A 15,136-nucleotide genomic window follows, 5' to 3' on the forward strand; every position below is an offset into this window, starting at 1 on the left:
CCTGTGCCCGCCATGGTCTGGCTGCGTGCCGGGCTGGCCGTGCCCGGCCTCTTCCTCCTGGCCGTGGGCGGACGGCTGCTCGCGCGGGTGCGCGACCCGTATCCCGTCCTGGAGTGGCTGGCCGGTGCGGTGCTGCTGCACGACGCCGTGATCGCCCCCGTCGTGCTGGCGGCGGGGCTGGCCGTGGCGCGGCTGCGCGCGCGGGCGGCGGTCCGCACGGCGCTGCTCACCGGCGGCAGCCTGCTGCTGGTCACCCTCCCGGCGCTGCTCCGCCCCGGGCCCGCGGCCAACCCCTCGGTGCTGCCGCTGCCGTACGCGCGCAACCTGCTCGTCCTCCTGGCGGCGACCGCGCTCGCGGCCCTCGCGGCGGCGGCCCCTGCGGCCCTGCGTGCCCGCCGCGCGGCCCGCCCGTCCCACGGCCCGCGCCGCCGCTGACGTGTCCGGCGGGCGCGGCGGGCGCGGCGGGCGCGGCGGGCGCGGCGGGCATCATGGCCCCAGCCACCCCGTGAGGAGAGCACCGTAACCACCAACCCCTACCCGGACATCACGGACATCCCCGCCTTCGACCACGTCCGCCTGGAGGACAGCCGGGTCCTGGACATCGCCGCGCACCCCGGTGTGCTGACGGTGCGGCTGGAACTCCACCTGCTGCCGGAGCACCCCCGGTACCGGCCGCCGCCGGGCAGGCGGTTCTGCTGCGTCCCGGCCGCCCTCGTCTTCCCCGAGGTCCGCGAGCTGCGCTGGACCGGCCGGGGAGCCGCGCCGACGACGGATCCGGACGGATCCCGGGACCACGGCGGCGTCGACGCCCTCACCGCGACGGCCGACGGCTACCGCCTCGACGGCGCGTGGGGCGACGTGGGGATCGCGTCGTCCGCGCCCCTGCTGCTGATCGACCCGGACGCACCGGACGCGCCGCCCGGCCGGGAGGCCGCGCCCGTCTACCGCCTCCGGCGTGACGTCGTACGCCCGGTCGGGCCACGCAACCCCTCGGACGTGCGGGAGGCACGCGGTCCGGCCCAGGCCGCCGGTGTCGCGGCGGCCTGGCTCCGGGCGGGTGCCGGCGACCGCGTCGACGTGCTCGACGGGCAGCGGCTCGTCCTCGCCCTCACGCCCGCCGGCGTGCGGCTGCTCGACGACCCGGCCGCGCCGGACGCGTACGGGGTGACGTCGCTGGTCGCGGGGCACGCCGAGGCCCGTGTCGGGCACGCCGCCCAGACGCGGGACGCGCTGCTGCTCGCCGACGACCGGCTGGCGCCCCGCGGTTCGGCCGCGGTGGTCGAGATCCGCAGGGGCCGTACCGTCGTCGGCCGCCTGACGCGGGCGGACGCGGGACGGATATGGCCCGCCGCCCGCGGCGCCCTCCCGGCCCCCGGGGACGCGGACTCCGCCGGAGCCTGACGGCTTCCCGCGGCCTCCGCTCCCGTGGCCGGACTACGCCTGCGGCGGGCGCAGTTCGGCGAAGTGCCGGTCGGCCGCGCGCCAGGCGCGGGCCGTGGTCCAGCCGGCGGCGTCGGCCGTACGGCGCAGGGCCGCGGGGCCGAGTCGGGCCCACGCGAAGGGGGCGCCGAGGTCACCGCGACCGCCGTCGAGCCGGACCTCGCAGCGCTCGTCCACCTCCACCGCGGCCGCCTCGGCGACCAGCCGGCCGCCGGGCGCGAGGAGTTCGGCGACGCGGGCGAGCAGCGCCGCCGGGTCGCCGCCGATGCCGATGTTGCCGTCCAGCAGCAGGGCGGTGGCCCAGCGGCCCTCCCCGGGCAGCGGGTGGAAGACGGAACGGTGGAGCGCGGCTCCACCGCGCAGCACCGTCCGGTGCACGGCCGCGGAGCTGACGTCCACCCCGAGCGCGCGGTGGCCGCGTCCGGCGAGCGCGGCGACGAGCCGTCCGGGCCCGCACCCGATGTCCAGGACGGCCCCCCGGCAGCGGGCCAGCACGCTCTCGTCGGCGGCGTCGGCGTCCGCGAGCCAGCGCTCGACCTCCAGCGGCAGCAGCCAGCCGTCCCGCCGCCGCAGGAACAGCGGTCCCCCGCCCGCCCGCAGCGCCCGGTCGTACGCGTCCTCCCCCCACGCCCCGCCCCGCACCCCCACGACGACGGCCCCACCCCCTGCCTCGATCACCGCGCCGCCCTCCCGGCACCGCCCGCGGCGCGCCCGGCCGCGCGCCCGGCGGCCCCCGTGCCACCCGCCTCCGCGGCGCCGACGGCAGCCGTGGAGGCAACGAGAGCCGCGGCGCCGACGGCAGCCGTGGAGGTGACGGCAACCGCGGGGGCGCCTGTCACCCCGCCGTGCACCGGGCCGCGCCCGCCCGCCGCCGGGTCCGCCGCGTCCCGGCGTCCCGCCGACCGGACAGGCGGCGCGACGCCGACGGAGCCCGCGGAAGGGCCCGCTGTCCCGCCGCACGCCGGGTCCTCCGTACCGGACCCGGGCCGGGCAGCAGCACGCGCCGCCGCCCCGCGTCCCGTCAACCGGGCGTGCAGCGCGGCGAAGCGGCCGTCCGGGCACAGGGCCGCGACCGCCGCGGCGTCCGCGGCGGTGTCCACGTCACGAAGGACCGGCAGGCGGCCGGTGCGCAGGCCCGCCGCGTGGAGGCGGGCCGCGAGCACCGCGCCCGTCTCCGCGACCGACATCGGCACGCCGAGCAGCAGCGCGGGGTCGGGGGCGGCGAGGCCCAGCGCCCAGAAGCCGCCGTCCGCGGCGGGGCCGAACCACGCGTCGTGCCCGGCGAAGTCCGTGCCCGTACGCAGCAGCGCGGGGGTCGCCTGCGGGGTGTCCATGCCGATCAGCAGCGCGGGCCCCGCGCACGCGGCGAAGGCCGCGGCCAGCCGTACGTCCAGCCCGCCCGCGCACTGCGGGACGACGGTGAAGCCGTCCGGCAGCCATGCCCCCGGCCGCCCGTCGAGCACCAGCAGGCGCCGCCGGGCGGGCGTCGCCGCGACCGCGCGGAGCGTGTCGGCGAGCGCCGCCGCCGCGAGCGCCGCGGCCTCGGCGGCCGAGAAGTCCGGCATGAGCCGCGTCTTCACCCGCCCGGCGACGGGCTCCTTGGCGATCACCACGAGGTCCGTCACCGCCCGCTCCCGTCCGCCGCGCGCGGCACACCGGGGGCGTACGGGGGCTCCGCCAGCACCGCGCGCATGTCGTGCACGGCCTGCCAGGTGCCGCGCCAGGTACCGGTGACCTTGGACCTGCCCTCCCGGGGGAGGTACGGGACGTCGTACTCGCGCACCCGCCACCCCGCGTCGGCGGCGCGCACCACCGTCTGGAGCGGGTAGCCGCTGCGCCGGTCGGTCAGGGCGAGGGAGAGCAGTGCCTCGCGGCGGGCGGCCCGCAGCGGGCCGAGGTCGTGCAGCCGCAGACCCGTACGGCGGTGCAGGAGGACGGAGAGCGCGACGTTGGCGGTCCGCGCGTGGACGGGCCAGGCGCCGCGGGACACCGGACGGCGGCGGCCGAGCACGAGATCGGCCCGGCCCTGCGCGACCGCCCCGACGAAGCGGGTGAGCAGACCGGGGTCGAGGCTGGCGTCGCAGTCGCAGAAGCACACGATGTCGGCGGTCGCCGCGCGCAGCCCGGCGTGACAGGCCGCGCCGTACCCGCGCTCCGCCTCCGGCACGACGACCGCCCCCAGGCGCCGCGCGACCTCCGCCGACCCGTCCCGCGAACCGTTGTCCACGACCAGGGCCCGCCACCCCGCGGGGATCCGCGCGAGCACCCACGGCAGGGCCGCGGCCTCGTCCAGACAGGGAAGCACGACGTCCACGGAAGGGGCCGCGCCCGCCGCTCCGGCGGCGGGATCCGCTGCCGGACCTCCGTCCAGGACGGGCGGCGGGCCCACGGCAGCCGGATCCGCGGCCCGTACCGGGACGGGGGCCGGGATCGCGGCGGCGGAGGCGGAGGGGGCGTCCACACGGTGAGATGTCACGCCTGCAACCGTAGGAATTCCCGGCGGACATAGCGGACACGGACTCCTTACGAAACGCGGACGCCGGGCCGTCCCGCGCTCCCGGGCAGGCCGCACACGGCGGCCCGGTGCGAGGCTGGAGGGCATGAGTACGCCAGCAGCACCGGCCCGGATCCTGGTCGTCGACGACGACCCGACCGTCGCGGAGGTCGTCACCGGCTATCTGCGCCGGGCCGGCCACACCGCCCTGCACGCCCCCGACGGCCCCGCCGCGCTCGCCGAGGCCGCCGCGGGGGCGGTGGACCTCGTCGTCCTGGACCTGATGCTGCCCGGCATCGACGGCCTGGAGGTCTGCCGGCGGCTGCGGGCCGACCACCCGCTCCCGGTGATCATGCTCACCGCCCGCGGCGACGAGGAGGACCGCATCGCGGGCCTCGAAATGGGCGCGGACGACTACGTCACGAAGCCGTTCAGCCCGCGCGAGCTGGTCCTGCGGGTGGACTCCGTGCTGCGCCGCGCCCGCTCCGGACCGGGCGCCCCGCCCGGCCCCACGGGCGTGCTGCGCGCGGCAGGCCTCACCGTCGACACCGGCGCCCGCCGCGCCGCGAAGGCCGCCGCCGAACTGACCCTCACCCTGCGCGAGTTCGACCTGCTGGCCTGGTTCCTGGCGCACCCCGGCCGGGCCCACAGCCGGGAGGAGCTGATGCGTGTGGTGTGGGGCTGGGAGTTCGGCGACCTGTCGACGGTGACCGTTCACGTCCGCCGCCTCCGCGCGAAGATCGAGGACGACCCGGCGGCCCCCCGCCTGATCCGCACGGTGTGGGGCGTCGGCTACCGCTTCGACCCCCCGCCGGGCACGGAGGAGGCGGCCGCCCCCACGGCGGGCGGGACGGCGGCGTCATGAAGGACATCGCGCTCATCGCCCTGTTCGCGCTCGGCGGCGCCGCGTGCGCGGGCCTGTCGGGAGCGGTCGCGCTGCGGCTCGTACGGCACCGGTCCGTCGCCGTGTCGCTCGCGGTCGTCGCGGTCGTCGCCGTCACGACGATGCTGGGCGGCACGCTGGCCGTCGCCCAGGCGATGTTCCTGTCGCCGCACGACCTGCGGGTCGTCACGCTCGTCGCGGCCATGGCCGCGGTCGTGTCGCTCGCGACCGCGCTGCTCATGGGGCGCTGGGTGGTCGCCCGCAGCCGCGCGCTGACCCTCGCCGCGCGCGCCTTCGGGGACGGCGGCAGCTTCGCCGCCCCGCCCGTCCCGGCGACCGCCGAACTCGCCGCGCTCACCCGCGAACTGGCCGCCACCAGCGACCGGCTCGCCGACTCGCGCGCACGCGAACGCGCCCTGGAGTCGTCGCGCCGCGAGCTCGTCGCCTGGATCTCGCACGACCTGCGCACCCCGCTCGCCGGGCTGCGCGCGATGGCCGAGGCACTGGAGGACGGCATGGCGGCCGACCCCGCCCGCTACCACCGGCAGATCCGCACCGAGGTCGAACGGCTCGGCGGCATGATCGGCGACCTCTTCGAACTCTCCCGCATCCACGCGGGCGCCCTCACCCTCAGCCCGAGCCGGGTCTCGCTGCGCGACCTCGCGGCCGACGCGATGCTCGGCGCGGATCCGCTCGCGCGCGAACGCGGGGTACGGCTGGTGGGCGACCGCATCGCGCACGTGCCGGTGGAGGTGGACGGCAAGGAGATGACGCGGGTACTCGCGAACCTGCTGAGCAACGCGATCCGCCACACCCCGCCGGACGGCACCGTCGCGGTGTCCGTGACCCGCCACGACGGAACGGCCCTGCTGTCCGTGACCGACGCGTGCGGCGGCATCCCCGAACAGGACCTGCCGCGGGTCTTCGACACCGGATGGCGCGGCACCCCCGCCCGGACCCCGCCCTCCGGCGCGGGCCTCGGCCTGGCGATCGTCCGCGGCATCGTCGAGGCCCACGCGGGCCGCGCCGACGTCCACAACGTCCCCGGCGGCTGCCGCTTCGACGTGGCCCTCCCCCTGGGCACGCCCCTTCCCTGACGGGGCCCCGAATCGCCCCTTGCGGCAGGTGCCGCGATCCTGCGCCCGACGGGGGCCGGTCGCGGACCCGCAGCAAGCCGCACACCGTTGCTCACCGCCCCCGGCGGAAACGCTCCCGGCGGAAACGCTCAGCCCGCGGTCGGCTCGCGCAGTGGCGCCGTGGCGAATTCGGTGACGCCCGCCGCGAAGGCGGTGCGGGGGGTCCAGGCGAGGTCGTGGCGGGCGGCGGCGGAGTCCGCGGTGATGTGGCGGACGTCGCCGAGACGGTAGGCGCCGGTGGTCACCGGGGAGGGGCCGCCCGCCGCGGAGGCCAGGGCCGCGGCGAGTTCGCCCACCGTGCGGGGGGAGCCGCTGCCGATGTTGTAGGGGGTGCACACCCCCTCCGCACGGCCTCCGACCGCGGCGAGCGCCGCGACGTTGGCCGCGGCGACGTCCGTGACGTGGACGAAGTCCCGCCGCTGGCCGCCGTCCTCGTAGACGCGGGGTGCCTCGCCGCGGGCGAGGGCGGAGCGGAAGAAGGACGCGACGCCCGCGTAGGGCGTGTCCCGGGGCATGCCGGGCCCGTAGACGTTGTGGTAGCGCAGCGCCACCGCGCGTCCGCCGGTGGCGCGGGCCCAGGATCCGGCGAGGTGTTCCTGTGCGAGTTTCGTCGCGGCGTAGACGTTGCGCGGGTCGGTGGGCGCGTCCTCCGTGACGAGTCCGGGCCGCAGCGGCGCGCCGCACCGCGGGCAGGGGGGTTCGAAGCGCCCGGCGTCGAGGTCCGCCGCACGGCGCGGGCCGGGGCGTACGGCTCCGTGCTCGGCGCATTCGTAGCGGCCCTCCCCGTACACGACCATCGACCCGGCCAGGAGCAGCCGCCGGACGCCCGCCTCTGCCATGGCGGCGAGCAGGACGGCGGTACCGAGGTCGTTGCAGGAGACGTACGCGGGGGCGTCGTGGACGCCGGAGCCGAGGCCGACCATGGCGGCCTGGTGGCAGACGGCGTCCACGCCGCGCAGCGCGGCCCGTACCTGTTCGGCGTCGCGGACGTCACCGCGCAGGAACGCGGCGCCCGCCGGGATCGCGGGCGGGCCCGGGTGGACGGCGGGCAGCAGGGCGTCGAGCACGAGCGGCTCGTGGCCTTCGGCGGCGAGGGCGGTGACGATGTGGGAGCCGATGAACCCGGCTCCGCCGGTGACGAGGACGCGCATGTCCCGCACGCTAGGCGCCCGGCGGGCCGGTGGGACGGGCCGCCGGGTGCCCGTAAGCCTTCCGTCAGATCCGCCCGGCCCGGACCCGGGCGGATGCGCCGCGAACTGGTCGGATACGGTTCGCGGTTGTCCGGAACTACCGGCGGGGGCGCGCCCCGCCGAGGGGAGCCGTCTCGTGAGCAGTGCTGCTGGGCCCGGCGGGGCCGGTGGGGTCGAGGTCTTCTCGGCGGGCCGGCACCGGCTGGGCGAGGGCCCGTTGTGGGACGCGCGCACCCGCACCCTGCACTGGGTGGACATCGTCGCGGGCGAGGTGCTGAGCCGCCGCGAGGACGCGGACGGCCCGCGCGTGACCCGGGTCGGGACGGACGTGGGCTGCCTCGGGCTGACCGCCGACCCGCATGTGCTGCTCGCGGCCCTGCGGACGGGCTGGCACCTGCTGGACCTGCGCACCGGGGCGCTGCGGCTGCTGGCCGACCCGGAGCCGGGCCACCCGTCGTCCCGCTTCAACGACGGCGCCGTCGACGCGGCCGGACGCTTCTGGTCCGGCACCCTGGAGGACGACCCGCCCGGCCCGGACGGCCACCTGTACGTCCTGGAGAGCGGCGGCTCGTACCGTGCGGCCGACGAGGGCTTCCGGTGCGCGAACGGCATCGACTGGTCGCCGGACGGCCGGTGGATGTACGTCGTCGACTCCGGCCGCGACCGGATCCACCGCTACGCCTTCGACCCGGCGACCGGCGCGCTCGGCGCCCGCGAGGTCCTCGCCGACACCACCGCGCTGGAGGGCGTCCCGGACGGGCTGCGGGTGGACGCGTCCGGTGACCTGTGGTGCGCGTTCTGGGACGGCGCCCACCTCACGCGCTTCGCGCCGGACGGCACCGTGCGCGAACGCGTCGGGCTGCCCGTGCTGCGGCCGACGAGCATCGCCTTCGGCGGCCCGGACCTGCGGACGATGTTCGTCACGTCCGCCTCCCGGGGGCTGAGCGAGGAGCAGCTGGCGCGGTGGCCGCTGTCCGGCGCGGTGCTGCGCCGTACGGCGGCGGTGCCGGGGCTGCCCGCGCGCCGGTTCGGCGCCGCGTAGCCGCGCGGTTACGGTGCGCTGCCCGTGGGGGCGTCCTCCGGGGACGTGCGCTGGGCACGCATCACGACCTTGCCGGACGAGAGATCTATCGGGCCGCGGGCGGGATCGCCGTTGCCCTCCTCCTCGCGGAACAGCTCCAGGCGGTTGCGTTCGTCGTCGGTGTGCTTGCGGGACGGCGCGAACAGATCTTCCAGGATGTTGAACATGAGGACCTCCCGCGGGCCGACCGGCAGCAGGCGCTGTCCACCTCAGGCTACGCCCGAAAGCGTGCGGGCGGTCAGACCGCGATTCCCGCGGCCCGACCGCCCGCACGCAGTGCGACGACGCGGTTACGGCGTGGTGACCACGACGTTGTCGAAGTCGGCCGTGCCCTGGTACGTGCTCAGGCCCGCCGCACCGGAGGCGTACGTGCCGTCGCTCGCGCTCACCACGGCCGCGCCGTTGACGTAGCCGGTCAGCGCGCTGCCCTGGGCGGACAGCCGCACCGTGTACGCGGTACCGGTGTCGACCGGGAAGGAGACGCTCGCCAGCACCTTGCTCGTACCGCCCGAGACCCGGCGGATTTCGGCCTTGTTCGCGTCGCGCAGCACGAGGGCGTAGTAGTCGGAGGCGTCCTGCGCGCGGGCCAGGACGGCGACGTACTCGCCGGAGCCGTCGAAGAGCGTGGGCGTGACGGACGCCTGCACGCTCTGCGCCGTCCAGCCCGGCGACCCGGCCAGCGCGACCGCGGTCCCGGCCACGGTGGACTGGGTGAGGACGTGCGAGCCGGCCGCGCGCACCGCCCAGGCGCCGCCCGTGGTCGTCCAGCCGTTGGCGTTGCCGTCCTCGAAGTCGTCGCTGAGCAGCGTGCCGCCGGTGGGCGGGGTCGTGGGCGGGGTCGTCGGCGGGGTGGTGGGCGGCGTCGTCGGCGGGGTGGTGGGCGGGGTGGTCGGCGGGGTGGTGGGGGGTGTCGTGGGCGGGGTGGAGCCGCCGAAGGTCACCACGAGGGTGCCGTCGGAGGCGAAGGACCAGCTGAGCGCCCCGTCGTAGGAGGAGCAGCGCGAGCCGTTGGTGCCGCTCCAGAACTGGTTGGAGCCGTCCGCGTCGCCCACGGTCTTGTCGTTGGAGCCGGAGCCGCTGCGGCAGGACGTGTTGCTGCGGAAGACCGACGTGCCCGCGTCGAAGGAGAAGTTGCGCTCGGTGTTGTCGATGCTCACATTGCCCGAGATCGTCATCGAGCCGGGATTGCTGTTGTAAGTGAAGCCGTGGTGGCCGTTGTGGTAGGCGATGTTGTTGCGGACGATGTGGTTGACCTTGATGTCCTCGCCGCCGAGCTTGAATCCGTTGCGGTCACCGCTGCCGGCCTGGCCGCCGTTGGACAGCGTGCCGTTGTCGTACGACAGGGAGTTCTCGATCGTCACCGGGCCGATCGGACCGGTGTCGGTCTTGGTGTAGAGGTCCCACCCGTCGTCGATGTTGTTGTGCGACACGTCGTACCGGAAGACGTTGCCCGTGCCGGTGGTGAGCTTGGCGGCGAAGCCGTCGGCGTCCTCGCCGTCGGAGTCGGCGTTGTCGTGCGACTCCGAGCTGACGATCAGGTTGTTCGACGGCCAGTTGCTCTGCGGGGTGGTGGACGCGATCCGGCCGAGTTGCAGCCCGGTGTCGTGGTTGAACGCCGTCACGGCACGCTCGATGACGTTGTTGCTGCCGCCGACGTAGATCCCGTTGTCGCCCGCGTGCTGCACGGTGAGCCCGTAGAGATGCCAGTACGACGCCATGAGCGCCAGCCCGCGGTTGGCCGAGTCCTCGCTCTGCGCGGAGAAGTCCAGCACCGGCGTCTCACCGGGATAGGCCGACAACTCCTTGAGGGCGCCGGAGGAGCCGTTGTTGCCGTCGGCGATGGTGACGGTCTGCGCGTAGTGGTACGTGCCGCCGCGCATGTAGATCGTGCCGCCCGCGGTGACCCGGCCGATCGCCGACGTGAGGGTGGTCGGCGCGGCCTGTGTACCGGCGGCACCGTCGGTGCCGTTCGGGGCGACGTACAGCGCGTTGGCGTTGAGCTGCGGCTGTGCGAGCGGCTGCGCCGCCTGCGAGACGCCGGGGTGCAGCGCGAGCAGCCCGGCGGCCGCGAGCCCCGCGGCGGCGACCCCGGCGGCGGCTTTGGCGCGGACGTCGCGTCCGCGGAGGGAAAGGGGGGTGCTGGTGTGTTTCACGGTGCTGATACCTCTCGTCCGAAAGGTGCGTGGGGGGGGTGAGCTGCCCGGTGCGTGTGCGGGCAGCTCGGATCAGCGTGCGTGCGTGAAAGCGGTTACTGACGCGGGTGCGGATCGAGGGGCTGTGTTGGCCCCGCCGTTGCCGCACGGGCGCGGTGAGCGCACGCCAACGTAGCAAGCGCTTGCTGCACCGTCAACGGGCTGAACGTCGTTCAGCGCACGGAACCGGGAGGCGGGGGGTTCCGGCCGCGCGGGCGCGCGGCCCCGGGTGCTCCTCCCCCGGCGGGGGGCGGTCAGCTCTCGGCGGGGGACGGGCCTCCGCCCACCCACCCGCGGTAGGCGGGCATGTCGACGTTGCTGCCGCACACGATCGTGGCCACGTGGCGACCGGCGAAACGGGCGGGGTCCTCCAGGATCGCCGCGACGCCGAGCGCGGCGGAAGGTTCGACGACGAGGCCCGCGTGGTCGAAGAGGAGCCGCATACCCGCGACGATCGACGACTCGCGGACCAGGACCGCGTCGTCGGCGACGAGCAGGAGGTCGTCGAGGACGGCCGGGATGGGGTAGCGCCCGGCGACGCCGTCGGCGATGGTGACGGCCGTGTCGGTGGTGACGACGTGCCGCTGCCGCCACGAGAGCGTCAACGCCGGTGCGCCCAGCGGCTGGACGCAGATCACCTCGGTCGCGGGGGCCAGGGCTCTCAGGACGTGCCCGACGCCGGTGGCCAGCGCGCCGCCGCCGAGGGCGATCAGGACGGCGTCGAACGGCGCGGCGGCGGCCGCGAGTTCGAGGCCGATGGTGGCGGCGCCCTCGCACGTCTCGATGGCGAGGCTGTCCTCGACGAGCCGTATGCCGTCGCGGCGCGCGATGTCCGCGGCGCGTTCGCGCGCCGACTCGTGGTCGCCGTCCACGAGTTCGAGCGTGGCGCCCAGCGCGCGGACGCGGTCGAGCTTGGCCGCGGTGGCGAAGCGCGACGCCACGACGGTGACGTCGAGCCCCCGGCGTCCCCCGGACCAGGCCAGGGCCTGCCCGAGGTTGCCCGCGCTCGCGCACACCGCGGCTGCCGCCCCCTGCGCCGCGAGCAGGCTCGCGACCAGTTCCGTACCGCGGCCCTTGAAGCTGCGCACGGGGTTCGCCGTTTCGAGCTTGACGCTCACCGTGCAGCCGAGCACGGGCGCGAGCGCGTCGCAGCGGTAGAGCGGGGTGTCGAGGAAGACGGGGTCGATGACCCGGCGGGCCGCCCGGATCCGGTCGAGGTCGAGACGCGTCTGCTGCATGCCACGGCAGCGTAGGGGCTGGGGCCTGCCGTGTGGATCTCCGTGGAGGGAGGAGCGGGGTCCGGTGCTCCCCCAGAGCTTCGCCTGGGAGGTACCCGCAGATGCGAGGGGCAAAGCGGTGGGGTCCGCCCAGGCAGGGGGAAGAGGTGCCTGCCGGGGCACGCGACGCCGCGGAGATCCACACGACAGGCCCCAGGGCGGCGGGCCCGCCCGGCGGACGGGATCGCGCCGGACGGGCCCCGGGCCGTCGTCAGTCGCAGCGCCCGCACACGTGGCCGCGCCGCGGGACGGACCGCGTGGGCGTCGGCGCCGCCGCGCGCGCCCACCGGTCGCGGGGGGCGCGGTGCGGGGCCGGACCGTACGGCGACTGCCAGGCGGGGCGCCCGCCCCGGACCCGGTCGCCCCGGGCCCGGCGGCGCCCGCCGGGCAGGCCCGCCCGCTCCGGGAGGGCGAGCACGGCGACGCACCGAAGGCAGCCCGTGGAGGCGCCGGAGACGGCGGAGAGGTCGTCGGGAAGGAATCCGCCGTCCGTACGCGGGCGCCCGCAGGCGCACCCGTGGCAGCGGTGGAGAACGTTCAGCAGGCAGGCGGGCACGCCCGCCCGAGGGGTCGTGGACACAGACAGACACCGTTTCCAGTGAGAGAACCACAGCGAGATGCAGCGAAAAGCAGCGCGGCGCACGGACAGGGCGCGACGCGCGACGGATTCAGCGCTCGGGGTGTCTCACGAGGTGTACAACGGCGTGTCCTTCACGGGGCGGCAGCGGTCTCCCGGGTCCCCCCGGGTCTCCCGCACGCTAGCACCGGGCGGGAGACCGGCTCCACCGACTTCCGCGGAAGCAGCGAGGCGGGGAGCGGGGAGCGTGGGAGGCGCCGCGGTCAGGCTCCGCCGACGGCGGAGCCGCGCACGTGCACGGCGTGCCCGTAACAGCCCTCGGGCGCCGCGGCCAGCAGCGACGGGACCCGCGCGCTCACCGCGGCGACGGCCGTGGAGCGGGTGGTGGTGTCGTGCGCGTCCTTGTCGACCCACAGCTGTGTCAGCCACAGCGTGTCCGGGTCGTCGAGGGCCTCGTTGACGCTGTACGCGAGCAGCCCGCTGCCCTCGCCGCCCGCCCGGAAGCCCTCGGCGAGCACGGCGGCCAGTTCGTCCCGCCGCCCCGGCAGCGCGGTCATCCGCCCGTAGACGCTGAACATCGTCCCCTCGGCCACCGCGGCTCTCCCCCTTCGCCTCGCAGCCCGCCGCCGGGCGGCGACGCGGCTGCCGACGACCCTATCTCGCCTTCCCCATAGGGGACTTGACGAGCGCTCTGCTCGCGTACCGTCACGCGCAGCCCAGCCGGTGGGTGGACAGGGCGAGGTCGTCCAGGCGCAGGTCGTAGGCGGACGGGGTGGGGCCGGGCTGGTAGAGCTGCCAGCCCATGCGGACGGTGTCGACGCGCGGGAGGACGAAGTCCACCGGGTTGCCGCCGTGGTCGGTGGTGTCGACGGTGAGGTCCGGGTGGGGGCGGCCGTCGAGCCAGACCGAGACGCGGTTGTCGGAGGCGTCGAGGCGCCACTCGACGCACGTCCAGCGGCCGGCCCGCGCCGGGGACGTCGCCTGCCAGTTCGTCCAGTCGCCGGTCGGGCCGCCGTCGGAGCCGACGCCCCACAGGTCCGTACCGCCGCCCACGGTGGGCACGTACTGGCCGCCGATGGGCCGGACCACGCTGCCGTCGCCCGTGCCGGTCGCCTCCACCAGGGTGAAGTGGGCCCAGTCCGGGGCGGTCGGCAGCGCGTCGATGCGGACGCGCATCCGCCCGTAGAAGCTGTTGCCGGGCGCCGACAGGCCGTTGACCTGGACGAACGCATGCCCGTTGGCCTCGGTGCGCACATGCAGCACCTGCCCGGCCCGATGCTCGCGGCCGTGCGTGGTGTCCCGCTCGACGGTGAGCGTGCCGTTGTCGGTGTTCGCCGTCCAGCCCCGGCCGGTGGTGGTCCCGCGCGGCATGCCCTCGAAGTCCTCGCAGAACAGCAGCGCGCCCCGGGCGTCCGCGCAACTGCCGTGCGGATGCGCGGCGGCGGTGTGCCCGGCGGCGTTGTGCGCGGTGGTGCCGTGCGCGGTGGCGGCCGAGCCGACGACGGCGAGCGCCAGGGCGCCCAGCAGGGCGGCCGCCCTCCGGGCGACGACGATGGTGTGGCCCACGGTTTTCTCCACTCGGTAGGGGAGGATCGGGCCGACGGGCGACAGCACGCCGGGGACGCGCGCAGCACCTTAGGGCGGGCGAGCCGCCGCCGCCAGAACGCCTGGGCGTCAACTCACCCCCACCGCAGCCGGAATGGGCACCCCGGCCGTCGGAAGTCCGCTCCTCCCCCGGGCGTTGAGCCCGACGACGATCCCGCGGTCATCCGGCGCGGCGCCGTCGCAGCCCTGTCCGGACGACGAGATGCGGTGAGCACACCATGAAGGCAGTGCGGTTCCACGAGTACGGCGGGATCGACGTGCTGCGGGTCGAGGACGTGGAGCGCCCGGTGCCCGGTCCCGGGCAGGTGCTGGTCGCGGTGCGGGCGGCCGGGATCCAGCCGGGCGAGGTGATGATCCGCGAGGGCGCGCGGCACGGGCGCTGGCCCGCGTCCTTCCCCTCCGGGCAGGGCAGCGACCTGGCCGGTGTCGTGGTCGAGACCGGCCCGGAGACGCGCGGCTTGCGCGATGCCTTCCGCGACCTGGAGGGCGGCCACGCCCACGGCAAGATCGTCCTCCACCCCTGACCGCGACACGCCGGGACCCGCCTATCTTCAGATGACGGCGGGCGTCAGCGCACCCAGTCCTTCAAGGGCTCGGTGTCCAGGGTGATCCCCACGGGCTCGGGCAGGGTCGTCGTCCTGCCGAATGACCGCCGCGCGATGTTGCCGTAGGTGCCGTCCTCAGGCTCGCTGTACACCAGCAGCTCACAGGACTCGCGGTCGATGAGCAGGTAGACCGGGATGCCGGTCTCGGCATACGCGCGGGGCTTCTCCTCCCGGTCCCGCTTGTCGGTGTCGGCGTCGGTGTCGTACGACGTCACCTCCACCACCATCACCACCTGGTCGGCGCCCGCCCACTCCCCCTGACCGGCGAAACTGCCCTTGGGCGCCAAGGTCCCGTCCGGCTTGGCATGGCCCCTGCGGTAGGTCTCCACCTTCAGTCCGCGTTCCGGGTAGAGCCACAGATCGGGGCGCTGCTGCATGCAGTGCTCCATGACCCAGCGGACGATCTCGTCGTGATCCCCGTCCGGCGCAGCCTTGACCACCAGCTTCCCGTGGACGAACTCCAGCCGAACGCCCTCCCGCTCAGCTGCGGCGGCAATACGCTCGAACTCCTCGGCGAGCATCTGGGACCGATCCTCGGTGACCGTCGTCGCGCACCTCCATCGTCCGCACCTGTTCCCAGCACATCCGGCACACCGTCCAGTCTAGGTATTCGCCGGCCTCCCAGGGCGGACGGCACAGCCGACGCCCGGGGCTGC

At 76.0% G+C, this 15,136-nt stretch carries 13 protein-coding genes and 3 pseudogenes; 6 read left to right on the top strand and 10 right to left on the bottom strand.

Translation table 11 applies throughout. The features are described 5' to 3' along the window. Nucleotides 1-12 precede the first annotated feature (12 nt). Together ACH4PY_RS23570 and ACH4PY_RS23575 are read left to right on the top strand one after the other, a co-directional pair. Nucleotides 13-435 (top strand): hypothetical protein, encoded by a 423-nt coding sequence (locus tag ACH4PY_RS23570; RefSeq protein WP_398186200.1) that lies wholly within the window; start codon nucleotides 13-15, stop codon nucleotides 433-435. A gap of 183 nt (nucleotides 436-618) precedes the next feature. Next, the gene (locus ACH4PY_RS23575) at nucleotides 619-1,401 is read left to right on the top strand and encodes a hypothetical protein (RefSeq protein WP_398186202.1); all 783 of its coding nucleotides are present in this window, start codon (nucleotides 619-621) and stop codon (nucleotides 1,399-1,401) included. Between the two features lie 33 nt (nucleotides 1,402-1,434). Here ACH4PY_RS23575 and ACH4PY_RS23580 read toward each other — a convergent pair whose 3' ends face one another. The 3 genes and pseudogenes from ACH4PY_RS23580 to ACH4PY_RS23590 form a co-directional block, all read right to left on the bottom strand. Beyond that, entirely contained in the window at nucleotides 1,435-2,118 is a 684-nt protein-coding gene (locus ACH4PY_RS23580) for a methyltransferase domain-containing protein (RefSeq protein ID WP_398186204.1), read from the bottom strand. 341 nt (nucleotides 2,119-2,459) lie between these two features. Next, nucleotides 2,460-3,065 (bottom strand): annotated as a pseudogene (locus tag ACH4PY_RS23585) (DUF2064 domain-containing protein); the annotation flags it as partial. Beyond that, entirely contained in the window at nucleotides 3,062-3,811 is a 750-nt protein-coding gene (locus ACH4PY_RS23590) for a glycosyltransferase family 2 protein (RefSeq protein WP_398186495.1), read from the bottom strand. The pseudogene ACH4PY_RS23585 and the gene ACH4PY_RS23590, both read right to left, overlap by 4 nt. Nucleotides 3,812-4,040: 229 nt before the next feature. Here ACH4PY_RS23590 and ACH4PY_RS23595 point away from each other — a divergent pair, with 229 nt between their 5' ends. Both ACH4PY_RS23595 and ACH4PY_RS23600 read left to right on the top strand, forming a co-directional pair. After that, complete coding sequence (locus ACH4PY_RS23595) at nucleotides 4,041-4,799, top strand: response regulator transcription factor (protein ID WP_398186207.1); 759 nt, start codon at nucleotides 4,041-4,043, stop codon at nucleotides 4,797-4,799. Beyond that, on the top strand, nucleotides 4,796-5,914 hold the full coding sequence (locus ACH4PY_RS23600) for a sensor histidine kinase (RefSeq protein WP_398186210.1): 1,119 nt from the start codon (nucleotides 4,796-4,798) through the stop codon (nucleotides 5,912-5,914). The genes ACH4PY_RS23595 and ACH4PY_RS23600 overlap by 4 nt, the downstream gene beginning before the upstream one ends. 128 nt (nucleotides 5,915-6,042) lie before the next feature. On the opposite strand, the gene ACH4PY_RS23605 is transcribed toward ACH4PY_RS23600, so the two are convergent. Next, on the bottom strand, nucleotides 6,043-7,104 hold the full coding sequence (locus tag ACH4PY_RS23605; RefSeq protein ID WP_398186213.1) for an NAD-dependent epimerase/dehydratase family protein: 1,062 nt from the start codon (nucleotides 7,102-7,104) through the stop codon (nucleotides 6,043-6,045). 175 nt (nucleotides 7,105-7,279) lie between these two features. Here ACH4PY_RS23605 and ACH4PY_RS23610 point away from each other — a divergent pair, with 175 nt between their 5' ends. Further along, the gene (locus ACH4PY_RS23610) at nucleotides 7,280-8,185 is read left to right on the top strand and encodes an SMP-30/gluconolactonase/LRE family protein (RefSeq protein ID WP_398186216.1); all 906 of its coding nucleotides are present in this window, start codon (nucleotides 7,280-7,282) and stop codon (nucleotides 8,183-8,185) included. Nucleotides 8,186-8,193: 8 nt separating this feature from the next. On the opposite strand, the gene ACH4PY_RS23615 is transcribed toward ACH4PY_RS23610, so the two are convergent. The 5 genes and pseudogenes from ACH4PY_RS23615 to ACH4PY_RS23635 all read right to left on the bottom strand — a co-directional run bounded on the left by ACH4PY_RS23615 (nucleotide 8,194) and on the right by ACH4PY_RS23635 (nucleotide 13,836). Further along, a complete protein-coding gene (locus tag ACH4PY_RS23615; RefSeq protein ID WP_398186219.1) occupies nucleotides 8,194-8,391 on the bottom strand; it encodes a DUF6191 domain-containing protein in 198 nt (65 codons plus the stop codon). Nucleotides 8,392-9,147: 756 nt separating this feature from the next. Beyond that, nucleotides 9,148-10,281, bottom strand: a pseudogene (locus ACH4PY_RS23620) (right-handed parallel beta-helix repeat-containing protein); the annotation flags it as partial. Between the two features lie 389 nt (nucleotides 10,282-10,670). Then, nucleotides 10,671-11,654 carry a threonine/serine dehydratase gene (locus ACH4PY_RS23625; protein ID WP_398186222.1) on the bottom strand — a complete coding sequence of 328 codons (984 nt, stop codon included), beginning with the start codon at nucleotides 11,652-11,654 and terminating at the stop codon, nucleotides 10,671-10,673. Between the two features lie 879 nt (nucleotides 11,655-12,533). Further along, the gene (locus tag ACH4PY_RS23630) at nucleotides 12,534-12,863 is read right to left on the bottom strand and encodes a putative quinol monooxygenase (protein WP_398186224.1); all 330 of its coding nucleotides are present in this window, start codon (nucleotides 12,861-12,863) and stop codon (nucleotides 12,534-12,536) included. Between the two features lie 112 nt (nucleotides 12,864-12,975). Further along, entirely contained in the window at nucleotides 12,976-13,836 is an 861-nt protein-coding gene (locus tag ACH4PY_RS23635; protein WP_398186227.1) for a hypothetical protein, read from the bottom strand. A 257-nt stretch (nucleotides 13,837-14,093) separates the two neighbouring features. Here ACH4PY_RS23635 and ACH4PY_RS23640 point away from each other — a divergent pair. Continuing rightward, nucleotides 14,094-14,333 (top strand): annotated as a pseudogene (locus ACH4PY_RS23640) (alcohol dehydrogenase catalytic domain-containing protein); the annotation flags it as partial. 110 nt (nucleotides 14,334-14,443) lie between these two features. Here the strand turns inward: ACH4PY_RS23640 and ACH4PY_RS23645 are convergent. Then, nucleotides 14,444-15,001: a Uma2 family endonuclease gene (locus tag ACH4PY_RS23645; RefSeq protein ID WP_398186231.1), complete on the bottom strand. Its 558-nt coding sequence runs from the start codon at nucleotides 14,999-15,001 to the stop codon at nucleotides 14,444-14,446. Nucleotides 15,002-15,136: the final 135 nt, after the last annotated feature.

The sequence above is a fragment of the Streptomyces sp. NPDC021224 genome (assembly GCF_044332905.1).
Lineage (GTDB): Bacteria > Actinomycetota > Actinomycetes > Streptomycetales > Streptomycetaceae > Actinacidiphila.

Coding starts and splice junctions, on each gene's coding strand:
- ACH4PY_RS23570 (WP_398186200.1), top strand. CDS start 13: ATGGTCTGGCTGCGTGCCGGGCTGGCCGTGCCCGGCCTCTTCCTCCTG.
- ACH4PY_RS23595 (WP_398186207.1), top strand. CDS start 4,041: ATGAGTACGCCAGCAGCACCGGCCCGGATCCTGGTCGTCGACGACGAC.
- ACH4PY_RS23600 (WP_398186210.1), top strand. CDS start 4,796: ATGAAGGACATCGCGCTCATCGCCCTGTTCGCGCTCGGCGGCGCCGCG.
- ACH4PY_RS23605 (WP_398186213.1), bottom strand. CDS start 7,104: ATGCGCGTCCTCGTCACCGGCGGAGCCGGGTTCATCGGCTCCCACATC.
- ACH4PY_RS23615 (WP_398186219.1), bottom strand. CDS start 8,391: ATGTTCAACATCCTGGAAGATCTGTTCGCGCCGTCCCGCAAGCACACC.
- ACH4PY_RS23625 (WP_398186222.1), bottom strand. CDS start 11,654: ATGCAGCAGACGCGTCTCGACCTCGACCGGATCCGGGCGGCCCGCCGG.
- ACH4PY_RS23645 (WP_398186231.1), bottom strand. CDS start 15,001: ATGCTCGCCGAGGAGTTCGAGCGTATTGCCGCCGCAGCTGAGCGGGAG.